Origin of the sequence: Pyramidobacter sp. CG50-2, assembly GCF_003612005.1 — a bacterium.
Lineage (GTDB): Bacteria > Synergistota > Synergistia > Synergistales > Dethiosulfovibrionaceae > Pyramidobacter.
This window is the reverse complement of record NZ_RAWT01000001.1, coordinates 106,944-122,852: the sequence shown is the minus strand read 5'-3', so window position 1 is coordinate 122,852 and position 15,909 is coordinate 106,944. Positions and strand designations below refer to the sequence as shown.

General features: G+C 60.8%; 14 protein-coding genes. 11 read left to right on the top strand and 3 right to left on the bottom strand.

Going from position 1 to position 15,909, the window contains the following annotated elements:
* Positions 1 to 111: 111 nt before the first annotated feature.
* On the bottom strand, positions 112 to 1,299 hold the full coding sequence (locus tag D7D26_RS00495) for a M20 metallopeptidase family protein (protein WP_120371609.1): 1,188 nt from the start codon (positions 1,297 to 1,299) through the stop codon (positions 112 to 114).
* A gap of 520 nt (positions 1,300 to 1,819) precedes the next feature.
* On the opposite strand from D7D26_RS00495, the gene D7D26_RS00490 reads away from it, so the two are divergent.
* The 9 genes from D7D26_RS00490 to D7D26_RS00450 all read left to right on the top strand — a co-directional run bounded on the left by D7D26_RS00490 (position 1,820) and on the right by D7D26_RS00450 (position 11,019).
* Entirely contained in the window at positions 1,820 to 3,358 is a 1,539-nt protein-coding gene (locus D7D26_RS00490; RefSeq protein ID WP_120371608.1) for an ABC transporter substrate-binding protein, read from the top strand.
* A 134-nt stretch (positions 3,359 to 3,492) separates the two neighbouring features.
* A complete protein-coding gene (locus D7D26_RS00485) occupies positions 3,493 to 4,416 on the top strand; it encodes an ABC transporter permease (protein ID WP_120371607.1) in 924 nt (307 codons plus the stop codon).
* 14 nt (positions 4,417 to 4,430) lie between these two features.
* Positions 4,431 to 5,279 (top strand): ABC transporter permease, encoded by an 849-nt coding sequence (locus D7D26_RS00480; protein ID WP_120371606.1) that lies wholly within the window; start codon positions 4,431 to 4,433, stop codon positions 5,277 to 5,279.
* A 9-nt stretch (positions 5,280 to 5,288) separates the two neighbouring features.
* Entirely contained in the window at positions 5,289 to 6,314 is a 1,026-nt protein-coding gene (locus tag D7D26_RS00475; RefSeq protein ID WP_120371613.1) for an ABC transporter ATP-binding protein, read from the top strand.
* Positions 6,315 to 6,316: 2 nt separating this feature from the next.
* The gene (locus D7D26_RS00470) at positions 6,317 to 7,288 is read left to right on the top strand and encodes an ABC transporter ATP-binding protein (RefSeq protein ID WP_120371605.1); all 972 of its coding nucleotides are present in this window, start codon (positions 6,317 to 6,319) and stop codon (positions 7,286 to 7,288) included.
* Entirely contained in the window at positions 7,281 to 7,868 is a 588-nt protein-coding gene (locus D7D26_RS00465; protein ID WP_120371604.1) for a hypothetical protein, read from the top strand. The genes D7D26_RS00470 and D7D26_RS00465 overlap by 8 nt, the downstream gene beginning before the upstream one ends.
* Positions 7,861 to 8,604, top strand: coding sequence for a GntR family transcriptional regulator (locus D7D26_RS00460; RefSeq protein ID WP_120371603.1), 744 nt, complete (start codon positions 7,861 to 7,863; stop codon positions 8,602 to 8,604). The genes D7D26_RS00465 and D7D26_RS00460 overlap by 8 nt, the downstream gene beginning before the upstream one ends.
* 81 nt (positions 8,605 to 8,685) lie before the next feature.
* On the top strand, positions 8,686 to 9,687 hold the full coding sequence (locus D7D26_RS00455; protein WP_120371602.1) for a uroporphyrinogen decarboxylase family protein: 1,002 nt from the start codon (positions 8,686 to 8,688) through the stop codon (positions 9,685 to 9,687).
* A 36-nt stretch (positions 9,688 to 9,723) separates the two neighbouring features.
* A complete protein-coding gene (locus D7D26_RS00450; RefSeq protein WP_120371601.1) occupies positions 9,724 to 11,019 on the top strand; it encodes an L-cysteine desulfidase family protein in 1,296 nt (431 codons plus the stop codon).
* 73 nt (positions 11,020 to 11,092) lie between these two features.
* Here D7D26_RS00450 and D7D26_RS00445 read toward each other — a convergent pair whose 3' ends face one another.
* Both D7D26_RS00445 and D7D26_RS00440 read right to left on the bottom strand, forming a co-directional pair.
* Complete coding sequence (locus D7D26_RS00445) at positions 11,093 to 12,604, bottom strand: carboxypeptidase M32 (RefSeq protein ID WP_120371600.1); 1,512 nt, start codon at positions 12,602 to 12,604, stop codon at positions 11,093 to 11,095.
* 13 nt (positions 12,605 to 12,617) lie between these two features.
* Positions 12,618 to 13,484 carry an NAD(P)-dependent oxidoreductase gene (locus tag D7D26_RS00440; protein ID WP_120371599.1) on the bottom strand — a complete coding sequence of 289 codons (867 nt, stop codon included), beginning with the start codon at positions 13,482 to 13,484 and terminating at the stop codon, positions 12,618 to 12,620.
* Positions 13,485 to 13,822: 338 nt separating this feature from the next.
* On the opposite strand from D7D26_RS00440, the gene argH reads away from it, so the two are divergent.
* Positions 13,823 to 15,145 (top strand): argininosuccinate lyase, encoded by a 1,323-nt coding sequence (gene argH, locus D7D26_RS00435; RefSeq protein ID WP_120371598.1) that lies wholly within the window; start codon positions 13,823 to 13,825, stop codon positions 15,143 to 15,145.
* A complete protein-coding gene (locus tag D7D26_RS00430) occupies positions 15,142 to 15,903 on the top strand; it encodes an aspartate/glutamate racemase family protein (RefSeq protein ID WP_120371597.1) in 762 nt (253 codons plus the stop codon). The genes argH and D7D26_RS00430 overlap by 4 nt, the downstream gene beginning before the upstream one ends.
* Positions 15,904 to 15,909 lie beyond the last annotated feature (6 nt).

The window sequence follows — 15,909 nt, the reverse complement described above, 5'->3', positions numbered from 1 at the left end:
TAGATCTCGACGTCCTGAATAGCGTTTCTTCTGAAAAAATAACGCTGGCGGCCGCTTCGGAATCGTACGATTCCGAAGCGGCCGCCGGCGTTATGAAAAGCGTTCGAAAAACTATCCGTTGATCTCCAGCACAGCCTGCACGAAGAATCCCGCTCCGACGGGCAGCGCTTTTTCGTCGAAGACGAAGGCGGGATTATGGAATTTGGGCTGCGCCTGGCCGTCTTCCCAGATCCCCAGGCGGGCGAAACAGGAGGCGGGGATCTTTTCGGAATAGCGGGCGTAGTCTTCCGAACCCATACGCGGCTGTGTCATCGTTTTCACGTGATCTTCGCCCAGCAGTTTTGCCGCGGCGGAACGCATCGCGGCCACGACGTCGGGATCGTTGACCAGCGGCGGGACGCCGTAGGCGTAATCGAGCTCGTGGGTGCAGTTGTAACCGGCGACGATGGAGCCGATCATGCGGTCCAGCGCGTTTCTGATCCTGCTCCGGCTTTCGGGCGTCTGGCAGCGGATGGAGCCGCCGAACGTGACTTCTCCGGGGATGATGTTCTTCGCCGTGCCGCCGTGGAACGTGCAGATCGAGAGGACGACGGGATCGACGGCGTTGAACTGGCGGGTGATCAGCCCCTGCAGGGACGTGACGCAGTTGGCCGCGGCGAGCAGCGCGTCGGCGCCGGAATTGTGCGGATAGGCTCCGTGCCCGCCGACGCCTTTGACGGTGACGGAGAAGGTATCGGACGAGGCCATGCTGGGGCCTTCGCGGAAGGCGATGTCGCCCGTGGCGAATTCGCCGATGCCGTGCTGTCCGAGCATAATGTCTACTTTGGGGTTTTCGAGGCAGCCGAGCCGGATCATCAGCTCCGAGCCGTCCAGCGTCTCTTCGGCAGGCTGGAAGATCAACTTTACGACGCCGCTGAAGCGTTCCCGCATGCTCGTCAGAAGTTGGGCGGCCCCCAGCAGCATGGCGGTATGAGCGTCGTGTCCGCAGGCGTGCATGACCCCGGCTACCTCGGACTGGTCGGGCTGGCCGGCGGCTTCCTGAATGGGCAGCGCGTCCATGTCGGCGCGCAGGGCGATCACTTTGCCCGCGCCGGCTTTTGTGCCGCGGATGAGCCCCAGCACGCCGACTTCGGTGTCGAGCGGCTGGGTTTCCACGCCCATTTTCTCCAGTTCGGCCCTGACGAAGGCCGCCGTTTTGAATTCGTGCATTCCCAGCTCGGGGTGACGGTGGATTATGCGCTTACAACGCACGAGATAATCGCATATGGAGCGGGCTTTTTCCAGTATTTCTGAAGACATTGCGGTTCCTCCTCTTCGAGCGGGATTTTGTTTGTTGCGGCGCATGGAAAATGACGCGGCATTTATTTCGATCTCATGACAAAATAATATACACTTGAGCGAGATTTTTTCAACCATCCTCAATAATATAATAAAATAAAAATACAATATATCAAAAGAATTGCTGTAAGCGAGTGACAGCAATTCTTTGTAATATTTGTATATTAGTCATGATTTTTGCAGAAATATATCTTGCATTTTCTGAAATGCGTTGAATGATCCAGTGCTGAAATGGAAAAAACGAATGATCCGAAACTCTTCTTTGCGTAAAGTTTAAATTTGATAGTCCTTGCTTTTTGTATATTATTTGTTAAAATTTGGTCGGTTCGTGGATATTCTTTTCGGGGAAAAACGTCTGGAGCGCGTGGAACATAGGCGCTTTTTCGCCCTTGAAAGGCCGCGACGTCTTGTGCCATAGTGGGGAAGTGGAGTAAAAGCAGCAGGTATCGCCAATTTAATTCCAGGAAGGGGTTCTTTGTTTATGAAGAGGGCATTCGTTTTGTGTCTCGTCTGTGCCATGTTGTGCGCCGGAACGGCTTTTGCCGCGCAGCGGGGCGAAAACCTCCGCGTCGGCGTCTCCATCGACGCGAAGAACTTTGATCCGCAGAACTCTGTTGACACCTATTCGTTCTCCATGCAGAAGCAGATTTACGAACCGCTGTTCACCGTGGACGGCAAGACCCGCAAGCTGACGCCGGTACTTGCCGAGAGCGTCGAGATCCTTGACGACCACACCTACAAGTTCCATCTGCGCAAAGGCGTCAAGTTCCACAACGGCGAGGAATTCACCGCTGACGACGTGGTCTTTTCCCTCTCACGCGTCACCGATCCCGCCAAGTCAGTCTTCGCCAAGTCGAAGGGCGTGTGGATCGATCCGAAGGGCTTCGAAGTCATCGACAAACACACCGTGATCGTCCGCACGAACGGCCCCGTCGGCGGCTGGCTGGGCTCTATGAAACACCCCTACGCCATGATCATGAACCGCAAGGCTGTCGAAGAAGCCGGCGCCGATTATTTCCGCAATCCCGTGGGGACCGGCCCGTATAAGTTCGTCAGCTGGACCAAGGGCGAAAAAGTCGAAATGGAAGCGTTCGCCGATTACTGGGGCACCAAGCCTTACGCCCAGAAGCTGACCTTTGTGGTCCTTCCCGACGACAGCACGCGCATCATCGCGCTCGAAACGGGCAAGGTCGACATGATCTACGCCGTGCCGCCTTCTGACTTCGAACGTCTGCAAAACAGCGACAAGGTCAAGGCCGTCAAGGCTCCCGGCCTGGTACTGCTGCACCTGGCCATGAACACCGGCAGCCCCAAGCTGAAGGATCCCCGCGTGCGCAAGGCGATCGACGCCGCCATCAACAAGGAAGCCTATGTCCAGGTCGTCTATAACGGAAACGGTATCCCCGGCCAGGGCCCCCTGCCCACGGCCAGTTCATGGTTCCCCGAGGATCCCGAGAAGTGGGACTATAATCCCGAGCTTGCCAAGAAGCTTCTTGCCGAGGCGGGCGTCAAGGATCTGGAGCTGAACCTTTGGGTCATGAACGCCGCCGACCGCGTCAACGGGGCGACGGTGCTGCAGAGCATGCTGGGTGCCGTCGGCATCAAGGTCAACGTCTCGGTGTTCGAGAACGCCGTGATCAACGACAAGGTCCGCGAGGGCAAACACGATCTCTACGCGGCTACCTGGGGCATGCAGACCAACCGCGACGCCGGCGTGTACTGGCAGTCGGTCATCACCACGACCTCCATCGCCAGCACCAACTCGGCCCGTCTTTCCGACCCCGAGATCGACACGCTGATGGACGAAGCCAACCACTGCATCGACGAGGCGGAGCGCGGCAAGGTCTTCCAGAAGATCTGGGACCGCGTCAACGACCTGCATCCCTGGGTCTATCTGTGCCAGGCCGACGAGCTGCACGGTGCGCAGAAGGATCTGATCGGCGTGGACGAGCTCTACGACGGCAAGATCAATCTGCTTTCCAACATCCACTATCCCGAGCAGACTGAACGCGTCAAGTAGAAACGGTCTTTCGTGAGACGGACGGCTGCCTTTGCCGCGGCCGCCCGTCCGTTCGGAAGTTGCTTTTAATCCATTCCCCTATGGATTTTTAGATTTTTCGCGATCATAGATCACAGAGAAAAGGTGATGCTCCCGTGCTGAAGTACGCTATCCGCCGAATTTTTATCCTGATCCCCGTTATCCTCAGCGTCATGTTCATTCTCTTCACGATCCTCTACTTTACGCCCGGAGACCCCGCGCGCATCGCTCTGGGGGAAGAGGCGACTCCCGAAGCGATCGAGTCGTTCCGCGACGAACACGGTCTGAACGATCCGTTTTTCGTTCAGTTTGGGCGCTACGTCTACAATGCGGTGACGAAGTTCGACCTGGGCTATTCCTACAATATGAAGAGTCCCGTCTCGCAGGAACTGGCGATCCGCATTCCCACCACCATGAAGCTGGCCTTCGCAGCCGTGCTTTTCAGCACGCTGCTCGGTCTGCCGCTGGGGATTCTCAGCGCGATCAAACAGTATTCGCTGCTTGACAGCGTTGTGACGGTCTTCATTCTGCTGGGCGTTTCCATGCCGACGTTCTGGACGGGGCTGCTGCTGATCCTGGCCTTCTCGGTCAAGCTGGGCTGGCTACCTTCCATGGGGTTCGACACGCTGAGCGAGATGGTGCTGCCGGTGGTGACATTGTCGGGCTCTTCAACAGCTCTTTTCGCGAAGATGACTCGTTCCAGCATGCTGGAAGTCATTAAGTCGGACTACATCAGAACGGCCCGCGCCAAGGGACAGAAAGAAGGCGTCGTGATCTGGCGTCACGCGCTGCCGAACGCGCTGATCCCCATCATGACCATCATCAGCATGCAGTTCGGAGCTCTGTTGGGCGGTTCCATCGTCACGGAGGCCATCTTCTCCATCTCCGGCGTCGGGCGCCTGATGCTTGAGGCCATAAACCTGCGCGACTATCCGATCATTCAGGGCGGCGTTTTGTTCATCTCCGTGGCGTACTGCTTCATCAACCTTGCCGTCGATCTGCTGTACGCCGTGGTCGATCCGCGTATCCACGTCAAGTAAGGGAAGGTACTGCCATGAAGAACAATTCCATGCTCAAGTACACGATGATCCGCCTGCGCCGCAACTATCTGGCGCTTTTCGGATTGTTCATCCTCGTAGTGCTGATCGTCTGCGCTATTTTTGCCGACCAGCTGGCTCCCTTCGGATATGCCCAGCAGGATTACATGATGATCCGCAAAGCGCCCTCCGCCGTGCACTGGCTGGGCACCGACGAGTTCGGACGCGACATTCTCAGCCGCCTGATCTACGGCTCGCGCATTTCGCTGCAGGTTGGCCTGATCGCCGTCTCTATCTCGCTGGTGGTCGGAGGGCTGATCGGCGCGGTTTCCGGTTACTTCGGCGGCAAACTGGACAACGTGCTGATGCGTCTGATGGACATTCAGATGGCCATCCCCACGATCCTGATGGCGATCGTCATCTCTTCCGTGCTCGGTCCCGGGCTGTTCAATCTGATGGTCGCCGTGGGCATCACTTACATTCCCAAGTTTGCCCGACTGACGCGCGCTTCCGTGCTTTCCATCAAGGATCAGGAGTTCATCGAGGCGGCTCGCGCCATGGGCGCTTCCCATACGCGCATCATCTGTCTGTACATCCTGCCCAACTGCGCCGCGCCGCTGATCGTGCAGTCCACGCTGAGCGTCGCCAACGCGATCCTGTTCGCCGCGACGCTGAGCTTCCTCGGACTGGGCATCCAGCCCCCCTATCCCGAGTGGGGCGGCATGCTCTCGTCGGCCCGCCCGTATCTGCGCAACAGCGCCTACATGAGCATTTTCCCCGGGCTGGCCATCATGTTCACGATCCTGTCTCTGAATTTTCTCGGCGACGGTCTTCGCGACGCCCTCGACCCCAAGCAGAAACGGTAGGTGGACGCTATGAGCGAAAACAAAGACATTCTTCTCGACATAAGGGATCTTTCCGTTCAGTTCAACACGGATTCCGGCCTAGTCAAGGCGGTCAACCACCTGAACCTGCAGCTTGAGCGCGGCAAGTCTCTGGGATTTGTCGGCGAGACGGGTGCCGGCAAGACGACGACGGCGCTTTCGATTTTGCAACTGATCCAGACGCCTCCCGGCGAGATCACCAGCGGCGAGATCCTGTTCAACGGGGTGGATGTGCGGCGGATGACGGAGGCGGAGAAGCGCCGTCTGCGCGGCGGCGACATTTCCATGATCTTCCAGGATCCGATGACGTCGCTCAATCCGATCATGACGGTTGAAGAGCAGATCATGGAGATGGTCTCTCTGCACCTCAACCTGAAGGGCGAGGCGGCCCGCGAGCGCGCCATCGAGATGCTGCGTCTGGTCGGCATCCGTCCCGAGCGCGCCAAAGACTTCCCCCACCAGTTTTCCGGCGGCATGAGGCAGCGCGTGGTGATCGCCATCGCCCTGGCTTGCCGCCCGCAGCTGATCATCGCCGACGAGCCGACCACGGCTCTGGACGTGACGATTCAGGCGCAGGTGCTGGAGTTGATCAAAAAACTGCAGCAGAGCGAAAAAACGTCGATGCTGCTGATCACGCACGATCTGGGCATCGTCGCCGAAACCTGCGACAGTGTAGCGATCATGTACGGCGGGCATCTGGTGGAGTACGCCGGCATCAAGGAGCTGTACACCAATCCGAGGCATCCCTATACGCAGGGGCTGTTCAACGCCGTTCCCACGCTCGAGAGTCCTCTCGGCAGCCGTCTGGCCGTGATCCCCGGCCTGCCCCCAGACCCGACCAATCTGCCCCAGGGCTGTTCTTTCTCGCCGCGCTGTCCCTATGCCAGGGATGTCTGCCATGAGCGCGCCTGCGGCATGCGCGAGGCGGCCCCGGGACATTTCGTGGACTGCCACTTCCCGCTGACGCCCGAATCCGGCAACGCGTTTCTTGAGCGTCCTTCCAAGGAGGCCGAATAGCCATGAGCGATAATCTGATTGAGATCAAACACTTGAAAAAATACTTTCACGTCTCCAGCGGTCTGCTTCACGCCGTCGACGACGTTTCCCTGGACATCCCCCGCGGCAAGACGTTGGGGCTGGTCGGCGAGTCGGGATGCGGCAAGTCCACTCTGGGGCGCGTCATTATCGGCCTGCTCAAGGCGAGCGGCGGCGAGGTGTTCTTCAACGGCGAGGATTCGCTCAAGTTCGACGGCGCCAAGCGGAGCGAGTTCCGCCGTCACGCCCAGATCGTCTTTCAGGATCCGTTTTCTTCGCTGAATCCGCGTATGTCCGTGTCGCAGCTCATCTCGGAGCCTCTGATCATCAACGGTATCTGCCGTTCCAGAAAGGAACTCGACGACAAGGTCGGGGAACTGATGGATCTTGTCGGCCTGGCTTCGCGCCTGTCCACTTCGTTCCCTCACGAACTTGACGGCGGCCGCCGTCAGCGCATCGGCATCGCCCGCGCGCTGGCGCTCGACCCCGAGTTCATCGTGCTCGACGAGCCGGTCTCGGCCCTGGACGTGTGCATCCAGGCGCAGGTGCTCAACTTGCTGGCCGATCTGCGCGAGCAGCGCGGCTACACCTACCTGTTCATTTCGCACAATCTTTCCGTCGTCCGTTACGTTTCCGACGAAGTCGCGGTCATGTATCTCGGCAACGTGGTGGAGAAGGCCGACAACAGCACGCTGTTCAAAGCGCCGCTGCATCCCTACACGCAGGCGCTGCTTTCAGCCGTGCCGATCGCCAGCGTCGGGCCGAAGAAGCAGCGCATCATCCTCGAGGGCGACGTACCCAGTCCGGTCAATCCGCCCGAGGGGTGCCGCTTTGCCGGACGTTGCTCGCAGCACGAGGAGATCTGCACGTGCCAGACGCCGCCTCTGGTGGAAGTGGAACCGGGACATTTCGTGGCCTGTCACCGCCTGAAGGATCAGCTTGTCTGCCATGCCTGAGCGCGACGGTCAGGCTGCCGCGCCGCAGAAGACGCTGCGCTGGTTCTGCGGCGTTCCCGTGCTCACCAATCCGCTGATCCTGATTGATCTGTTCGCGGCGGCGGTGATCCTGTGGTTCGCTACGGTGCTGGTCATGGCGCTTGCCCAGGTCATGTTCGGCGCGGGGGCGCTGCAAGGTTCGCATCTCACGGCGGCTTCGATCTACGCGAGTTATCTGACGGCGCTGGTGCTGTTCCTGTTCGCCGTCGTGTGCGCGGTCTTTTACCGCCGCGGCTATGTGATGTTTTATCGCTTTGAGCAGAACGGCGTCTTCATGGAAACGATCCGCGCCCGAAAAGTTTGCGGCGCGGAGGGGGTTCACGTCCGCCCCTTCGCCGTAGGCGAGCCGTCGGAGATCGTCCGCAGCGTGACGAAAGACGTGAGCTGGGACGATGTGAAAGGCGTCAGGGAGCTGCGGGGAATGAAATCGTTTCAGCTTCGGGGGAAACGGGGCCGGCTCGCGCAGGTTTATTGCCCCGACGACGAAACGTATCGAAAAGCCCTTGACTTTGCGGGAGAGAAGGTTGGTCATCATGCTTAAAAGCGGCAAACATACCATGAACGAGCAGGTGTATCTGAGCCTGCGCAACGATATCCTGACTGGCCGCTACCGCGACGGTCAGCAGCTGTTGCAGGCCGATCTGGCGGAGCAATACCACGTCAGCCGCATCCCTGTGCGAGAGGCGCTGATGCAGCTTTCGAGCGAAGGGCTGGTCGAGATCATCCCCTACAAGGGCGCGGTCGTCGCCTCGTTCTCCCTCGACGAGCTGCACGAGATCTTCGAGATCCGCTATTCGCTGGAATCCCTGATCCTCCGCTACGTGGTGCAGAATATCACCGAGGAGGCGGCCGGACGCGTTCACAATCTGCTGTTCGCTTCGACGCGGACGCCGCCCGAAGAACGCAGCCGCAAGACGAACTGGGAATTTCACCGCGCCCTCTACGAGATCGCCAACAAGCCGCGCTTGTTGGATCTGATCGAATCCCAGTACAACAAGATCGACCGCTACGTGCAGATGGACATCACCAAACCCAGCGCGCAGGAGTACGCTTTCAAATCTCACGATGCGATCCTCCAGGCCTGCCGCGCCGGCGACACGGTCGAAGCCACGGTGCTGCTGCACGAGCATATGGTGACCGCGCTGCGCCGCCTCGACCTCTTCCTGCAGGAAAAAATCAGCGCGCCTGCGCCGGATGAGTCCTTTACGCTGTTTCCGCCGTTGATCAACCGCCGCGCTTCGGAACAGATCCTCATGTCAAAACAGTCGTCGGTTTGAACGCAGGTTTTCAGACGGCTCAGCCGCCAAATTTATAAACTGTCTTTTGCTGCATGAAAAAATTTTTAGGAGGTTTTATGAATGTTCACGCACAAGCAGAGAATCGAAAACGCCCTCGCCCTGAAGGAAAATGACCGTACGCCGTACAGTATGTGGATGCACTTTCCCAACCGCGACCGCCATCCTCGCCGCCTGGCCGAACTGGCGCTCGCCAATCAGAAGAAGTATGACCTCGACTTCATCAAGTACATGCCCTTCGGCTTGTACACCACTATCGACATGGGCGTCGATCTCGACGTGTATCCTGGCTTCGAAAAGGCTCCCACGCTGCACGAGCCTGTCATCAAGGACGTGAAGGACTGGGATCGGATCCGTCCCGTCAGCGGCGTCCGCGGCGAGTACGCCGTCGTGCTCGAATCGCAGCGCATCCTCATGGAGATGATGGACGAACACGTGCCGTTCCTGCAGACGCTCTTCAGCCCCGCTACCACGCTGGCCAAAATGTGTTCGCCCGCTGCGCTGGTCAAGCACATGCGCGAAGATCCCGCTCGAGTCCACCGCGTGCTGGAGATGGTCACCGATACCACCATCCAGTTCGCCCGCGCTTCCGCGGCGCTTGGCGCCGACGGTTTCTTCTACGCCACGCAGCTTTCGGGACGCAAAACGATGGAGAAGGCGGAGCATGAGGAGTTCGTCATGAAGTACGACCTTGAGGTGCTGAACGCCGTTAAAGACCTTACTTGGTTCAACGTGCTGCACATGCACGGCGCCGAAGTGCGCATCGACGAAGTGCAGCATTATCCCGTGCAGGGGCTGAGCTGGCACGACCGCGACGACGGTCCTTCCATGGAGGAAGTGCGCACGTACAGTTCGAAGGCGTTCGTCGGCGGCCTGAGCTGGGGCGAGAACTGGCTGACCAAGACGGAAGAACAGGTCGCCGCTGAAGTCCGGGAGATGTATGGCTGCAAGGGAGTCATCCTTGGCCCCGGCTGCGTCATCGAGCCCCACACGCCTGAGAAGTTCCTCGAACTGGTCCATCGGACGATTCTCGAGTGTGCTGGCAAGAGCTGTTGTTGCAAATAAAATCTGCAAACGTCAGAAAGAGGTTTAAGATCATCCATGTTTACCATTACCGAATTTCTTCGTCAGGAAGTCAAACCGGCCCTGGGCTGCACCGAGCCGGGGGCCGTGGCTCTGGCCGTCGCCAAGGCGTGCGAGCAGCTGAGCGGATTGGCCGAGCGCGTGGAAGTGGTCGTCAGCGACAACATCTTCAAGAACGGCATCGCCGTCGGCGTGCCCGGCACCAACGGCGCGCGCGGCAACGAGATTGCCGCGGCGCTGGCCGTGTTCTGCGGTCACAGCGCTTACAGCCTCGAAGTGCTCAAGGACGCCACGCCCGAAGATCTGGCCCACGCCAAGGATTTCATCGCCGCAGGCCGTCTGAAGCTGACAGCCAACGGCAAGGGCGGCGTCTACGTGGAAGCTGCGGCGTATCGCGGCGACGAAGTCGGCGTCGCCGTGATCGAGCAGACCCACGGCAACATCACGCTGGTGAAGAAGAACGGCGAAGTCGTCTTTCAGGCCGTGCCGCACTGCGACGGCGCCGTGTCGGCAGCTCCCGCGAAAACGCTCTCCGTTCCCGACCAGGTGAAAGAGATGGATTTCGAGGAACTCGTCGCGCTCGCCGGCCGGCTCTCTCCCGAAGACATCGACTACGTGTGGCAGGGCATCGACATGAACATGAGGATCTCCGATTACGGCTTCGAGAACGACGTCGGCCTGGGACTGGGGCGGACTGTCAGAGCCGCGGCCGGAGCGAACTACGAAAACGATCTGGCCGCCCAGGTGAAAGCCGTTTCCGCGGCGGCCTCCGACGCGCGCATGGCCGGCGTGGCGCTGCCCGTGATGAGCAGCGCTGGCAGCGGCAATCACGGCATCACCGCGATCCTGCCCGTCTACGTTGTCGGCACGGCGAAACATAAATCTCGCGAAGAAATCGCCCGTGCTGTGGCGTACAGCCATCTGGCGACGAGTTTTGTCAAGAGCCGCATGGGGCGTCTCAGTCCCGTGTGCGGCTGCGCCGTGGCAGCCGGAGCCGGAGCGGCCGCGGGCATCGTCAACGTTATGGGCGGCACGGACGCTCAGGCCAAGAAAGCCATGGAACTTGTGCTCGGCAACATTACCGGCATGCTCTGCGACGGCGCCAAGGAATCCTGCGCGCTCAAAGTGGGCACTGGCGCGACCGAAGCGTTTTACGCCGCGCAGATCGCCCTGGCCGGCGGCGGCATGGCCGTGTCGCAGGGCGTCGTCGACGTGAACAGTTTCACCCGCACCGCCGAGAACGCGGCCAGATTGAACCGCGAAGGCATGAAGGACGTCGACCACACCATCATCGACATCATCACGCACCGCTGAAAAAAATCGCAAAAGAAAAGCTGACCTCCGAACCGTAAACGACGGCGCGGAGGTCAGCTTTTTTGCGGCGGGGCTAAATTTTGAATCCGTACAGCCGCGAGTATTTTTCGTTCAGGTAATCCAGATAGGGGCCGGCGTCGAGTTCGCTTCCGGCGACGCGCTTCATCAGTTCGGGCGAGGTGAAGCAGCAGCCCCAGCGGAACAGATGGTCCTGCATCCAGCCGTCGATGGCGCCGATATCGCCCGCGGCAAGGCGCGCAAAGGCGTCGGGGCGTTTTTTCAGCAGCGCGGCGCGCCACTGGCCGCCGTAGATGTTGCCGAGCGCGTAGCTCTGGAAGTAGCCGATGTAGTCGCCGGCCCAGTGGATATCCTGCAGGATCCCTTCCAGGTCGTCGGCGGGGCGGATGCCGAGCGTGCGTTCGTAAGCGTCGTTCCACGCGTCGGCAAGGTCTTCCGCTGTGAGAAGCCCGGCGAAATAATCGCGTTCCAGCTCGAAGCGGACGATGATGTGCAGGCTGTACGTCACTTCGTCGGCGGCCGTGCGCTTGAGGCTGGGCGAGACGGCGTTGACGCCGGCGTAGAAATTTTCCGGCGGCAGGTCTTTGAATTCGGGCAGCGCGGCTTGCAGCGCTCCGTAATGGCACTGCCAGAATTCGCGGCTGCGGCCGACGATGTTTTCGTAAAAGCGCGCTGCGCCTTCCTGCAGCGCGCCGGTCGTGCCGCCCCACAAGCCCTCGCCGCGCAGCGCGGGATCGGTGCGGCTGGAGTACATGGCGTGCCCGCCCTCATGCAGGAGCGTGAAGATCATCTCGATCCGTCCGAGACGCCCCGTGGAAATGCGCGAATCGAGGGGCCCCGGGCGGTTGGTCATGCCGTGGACGGCGCGGTCGTTGAAGGTCGCCGTCTCCGGATCGAGCCCGTTCCAGCAGGCCAGCCGGCGTCCGAGCGCCATGACCGAGTCGGCGTCGTACTCGCGGTTCATGAAATCGCGGGAAATCGTTTTGCCGGAAGAGCGGATGCGTTCGATCAAGGCGACGATGCCGGCGCGCAGCCTCGCGAATTCTCGGCTGATATCGCCGGTTTTGACGTCTTCGTCGGTCAGCCCCACGAGCGTGTCGAAAACGGGCAGGTCGGGGGAGAGAGCTTGGGCGATCTCGGCTTTCAGAGCGAAGGCCCGTTTCAGCCACGGCATGAAGATCCGATAATCGCGCTTTTCGCGCGCTTCGTTCCAGGCGTTCAGCACGTCGGCTTTGATCAGCGTGAACTCGCGCAGCGTGTCGGCTGGGATCATGACGGCGTTGCGGTAATCGCGCCGGAAGATGCGCGCCTGGGCGCGGTCAGCGTCGCTTTCGATCTCCGCAAGGGGCACGCCGTCAAGGTACGCGGCGGCTCGGCGGGCGTCGTCGGAGGCGTAGAGCTTCGCTTTCTGCGCCCCGAAAAAAGCGCTCATCTCCTGACGGTACGCGCCGCCGCGGCGGGGCAGAGAAGTCCATTGGTCGTACTGAAGCAGCCCGTTCAGCGAACGGTAATAAACGGCCGTTTGATTGACCGCTCGGGCGGTCCGCAATGCTTCGTCGAAGTCCATGCTCGGCCTCCGCTCACTTTTCGTAATGATGGATCAGCGCCTGCGTGCCAAGGTCGCCCATGCCGCGCGCCGTCACGTCGAGACAGTTGCGCAGCGCGGCCTCGAGCACGTCGAGGGCGAGTCCGGCGCTTCGGGCTTCTCCGGCGGCGATGCGCAGGTCTTTGGCCAGATATTTGACGAAAAAGGTGGGCGAGTCGTCGCCGGAAATGATCTTCGGTCCCAGCGCGTTCAGTTGCCGGCTGGCGGCGGAACCGCTGCTGACGAGCCCGAAAAGGCGGCTCAGGTCAAGGCCGGCCCGGCGGGCGTAGGCGAACGACTCGCAAATGCCCGAAAGCGTTCCGGCCACGAGGATTTGATTGGCCGCCTTGGCGTGCTGGCCTTTCCCCGCCGGCCCCATAAAGTCCGCTTTTGCCCCCATGGCCGAAAAAAGAGGCCGGCATCTTTCGAAATCCGCCGCCGCGCCGCCGACGAGGAACGACAGCGTCCCTTCCGCCGCTCCCTTCGCTCCGCCCGTGACGGGCGCGTCGAGCGCGCGCAGCCCGCGCTTTTGCCCCTCGGCGAAGATCCGTTCCGCCAGCGCCGGGCTGGAGGTGGTCATGTCGATCAGGAACGTCCCCGGACGCGCCGAATCCATCAATCCGCCCGGAGCGAGATAAACCTGTTCCACGTCGGCGGGCGCGCCGAGCATGGTGAGCGCGACCGCGGCGGAGCGGACGCAGTCGGCGATGGAATTGTGAAGGCGCGCGCCGGCGTCGATCAGATCCCGCGCCTTTTCCGGATGCCGGGCGTAAACGTGCAGTTCGTATCCGGCGTTCATGAGATTGCGGGCCATGGGCTTTCCCATGATGCCCAGGCCGATGAAGGCGAGCGCTTGGTTCATTTTGTTTTCTCCTTTTTCCCGACGGCGAAATTTTTTTCCGCGTGTGTCGCGTGAGATACGGTTCTGTCCGCCCGCGAACGCGGCTTACGCCGGATCTTCATGCCAAAACGGTCCCGCCGCTATTATGCCACAAGATCTCGAGCTAAGCCATTGCGGTTCGAGAAAGAGAACGCTTTCTCCGAACGAATCCCGGTTTATCAAAACTTTAGTTTTGTAAAACTCATTAGATAATATGGAAGTTCATCTTGACAGCGTCCCAAGGCAATGATAATATCGCTTCAGTTTTCATCGAGTGATAAATAATAGTTTATTCATGCATCGTATTGAGGTGAAAAAATATGAATTTATGGGGAGGGCGCTTTCAAGGCGCCGAAGACGAGCTGATGAAGGCCTTCGACAATTCGCTGCCGCTGGGCAAGCGCTACTGGAAGGAAGACATCGAAGGCAGTCTCGCGCACGCGGCCATGCTCGGCGCCTGCGGGATCATACCGAAGGAAGACGCCGAGGCGATCCGGGAGGGACTGCAGGGGATCATGAGCGACATCGAAAGCGGCGCGCTCGCGATCGGCGACGAAGGCTACGAGGACATCCACAGCTTTGTGGAGCTGAATTTGACGAAGCGCATCGGCGAGGCGGGCAAAAAGCTCCACACGGCGCGCAGCCGCAACGACCAGGTGGCCGTGGATTCGAAGCTCTTCGCCGAAAACGCCGCCGCGCAGGTGGAGGAGAAGCTGGACAAACTGTGCGGCGCGCTCAAAGCCAAAGCCGACGCCAATCCCTGGCTGATGCCGGGCTACACGCACCTGCAGCGCGCACAGGCCGTCACCTTCAAACACACGCTGGCGGCCTTCGAGCGCATGTTCCAGCGCGACCGCAAGCGCCTGCGCAACGCCGTGGAGATTATGATGGAGGACTGTCCGCTGGGCTGCGGCGCGCTGGCGGGGACCACGCATCCCATCGACCGCGGCATGACCGCCGCGGCGCTGGGGTTCAAAAAGCCCTGCGACAATTTCCTCGACGGCGTCAGCGACCGCGATTATTTCTGCGAGCTGCTCGGCGTCTTCGCGATCGTCCTCATGCACCTCAGCCGCCTGAGCGAGTCGATCATCCTCTGGTGCTCGCAGGAATTCCATTTTGTCACGCTCAGCGACGCCTATTCCACGGGCAGCAGCATCATGCCCCAGAAGAAGAACCCCGACAGCGCCGAACTGATCCGCGGCAGCGCGGGGCTGGTCTACGGCTCGCTGATGGCGATGCTGACGGAGATGAAGGGTCTGCCGCTGGCCTACAACAAGGACATGCAGCTCGACAAGCGGGCCTTTCTGCCGGCGCTGGACGACACGCTGATGTGCCTCGAGATCATGAGCGGCATCGTCGCCACGATGACCGTCCATCCCGAGGCCATGAAAAAGGCGCTTCACGACGGTTTCCTCAACGCCACCGAGCTGGCCGACTACCTCGTCAAACGCGGCGTGCCCTTCCGCGACGCCCACGCCGTCGTCGGCGCGGCGGTGCTGCTGTGCGAGAAAAAGGGCTGCGCGATCGAGGACCTGCCGCTGGAAGAACTGCGTAAACTCAGCCCCGCGATCGGCGCGGACGTGTACGGCCAGCTGGATTACGAAAACACGATCAAACTGGGCGTCAAGAGCCAGATGCTATGAAGATCTGCGTCGTCAATCCCGACAGCGGCCTCGACGCGGCGGGGCTGAAACTGAGGGTCGAGCGGCTGCGGCGCTTTGCGCGCCCCGATACGGAGATCGTCATGGTCTGCCCGCGCAAGAACAATCTCTGCGTCGATTCGTGCCTCGACGCGGCGCTGGACGCGCCGGAGATCGCGGAGATGGCGCTGCGGGCGCAGGCTGACGGCGCCGACGCGGTGTGCCTGTACTGTTTCAGCGATCCCGGCTTCGACGCCTGCCGGGAACTGCTTCGCGTTCCCGTCGTCGGCGGCGCGCAGGCCGCGGTGCTGCTGGCCAGCCAGCTGGCCCTCAGCTTTTCGGTGCTGACCACGTCGGCGCGGCGGATCCCGCAGAAAAAAGCGTTTCTCCGCGCGCTCGGCGCCGATCCCGCCAGGATCGCGAGCGTGCGCGGCGTCGAGCTGCCGCCGAACGTACCGCGGGAGCGGAGCGAAATCGTCGAGATCCTCGAGGCGGGCGGACGGCGGTGCGTCGAAGAGGACGGAGCCGGCGCGGTGATCCTCGGCTGTCTCAGCTTCGCCGGCATGGGCGCGGAGCTGACGGAGAGGCTCGGCGTGCCGGTGATCGACCCCGCCGCCGCGCTGATCGCCACGGCCGAATCGCTGATCGTTCAGGGACTCAGCCACAGCAAGCGGAGCTGGCCCGAGCCGCCGTCGGCGCGGCGCTTCTGGGGCGCGGGAATCATCGAAAATCGAACGCCATATTATTTAATCAAGGTTTAATCTAAG

What these genes read in the sequence shown, in the direction of transcription:
- D7D26_RS00470 (WP_120371605.1), top strand. Translation starts at nt 6,317, where the DNA reads ATGAGCGATAATCTGATTGAGATCAAACACTTGAAAAAATACTTTCAC.
- D7D26_RS00450 (WP_120371601.1), top strand. Translation starts at nt 9,724, where the DNA reads ATGTTTACCATTACCGAATTTCTTCGTCAGGAAGTCAAACCGGCCCTG.
- D7D26_RS00465 (WP_120371604.1), top strand. Translation starts at nt 7,281, where the DNA reads ATGCCTGAGCGCGACGGTCAGGCTGCCGCGCCGCAGAAGACGCTGCGC.
- D7D26_RS00490 (WP_120371608.1), top strand. Translation starts at nt 1,820, where the DNA reads ATGAAGAGGGCATTCGTTTTGTGTCTCGTCTGTGCCATGTTGTGCGCC.
- D7D26_RS00455 (WP_120371602.1), top strand. Translation starts at nt 8,686, where the DNA reads ATGTTCACGCACAAGCAGAGAATCGAAAACGCCCTCGCCCTGAAGGAA.
- D7D26_RS00440 (WP_120371599.1), bottom strand. Translation starts at nt 13,484, where the DNA reads ATGAACCAAGCGCTCGCCTTCATCGGCCTGGGCATCATGGGAAAGCCC.
- D7D26_RS00475 (WP_120371613.1), top strand. Translation starts at nt 5,289, where the DNA reads ATGAGCGAAAACAAAGACATTCTTCTCGACATAAGGGATCTTTCCGTT.
- argH (WP_120371598.1), top strand. Translation starts at nt 13,823, where the DNA reads ATGAATTTATGGGGAGGGCGCTTTCAAGGCGCCGAAGACGAGCTGATG.
- D7D26_RS00480 (WP_120371606.1), top strand. Translation starts at nt 4,431, where the DNA reads ATGAAGAACAATTCCATGCTCAAGTACACGATGATCCGCCTGCGCCGC.
- D7D26_RS00460 (WP_120371603.1), top strand. Translation starts at nt 7,861, where the DNA reads ATGCTTAAAAGCGGCAAACATACCATGAACGAGCAGGTGTATCTGAGC.
- D7D26_RS00445 (WP_120371600.1), bottom strand. Translation starts at nt 12,604, where the DNA reads ATGGACTTCGACGAAGCATTGCGGACCGCCCGAGCGGTCAATCAAACG.
- D7D26_RS00495 (WP_120371609.1), bottom strand. Translation starts at nt 1,299, where the DNA reads ATGTCTTCAGAAATACTGGAAAAAGCCCGCTCCATATGCGATTATCTC.
- D7D26_RS00430 (WP_120371597.1), top strand. Translation starts at nt 15,142, where the DNA reads ATGAAGATCTGCGTCGTCAATCCCGACAGCGGCCTCGACGCGGCGGGG.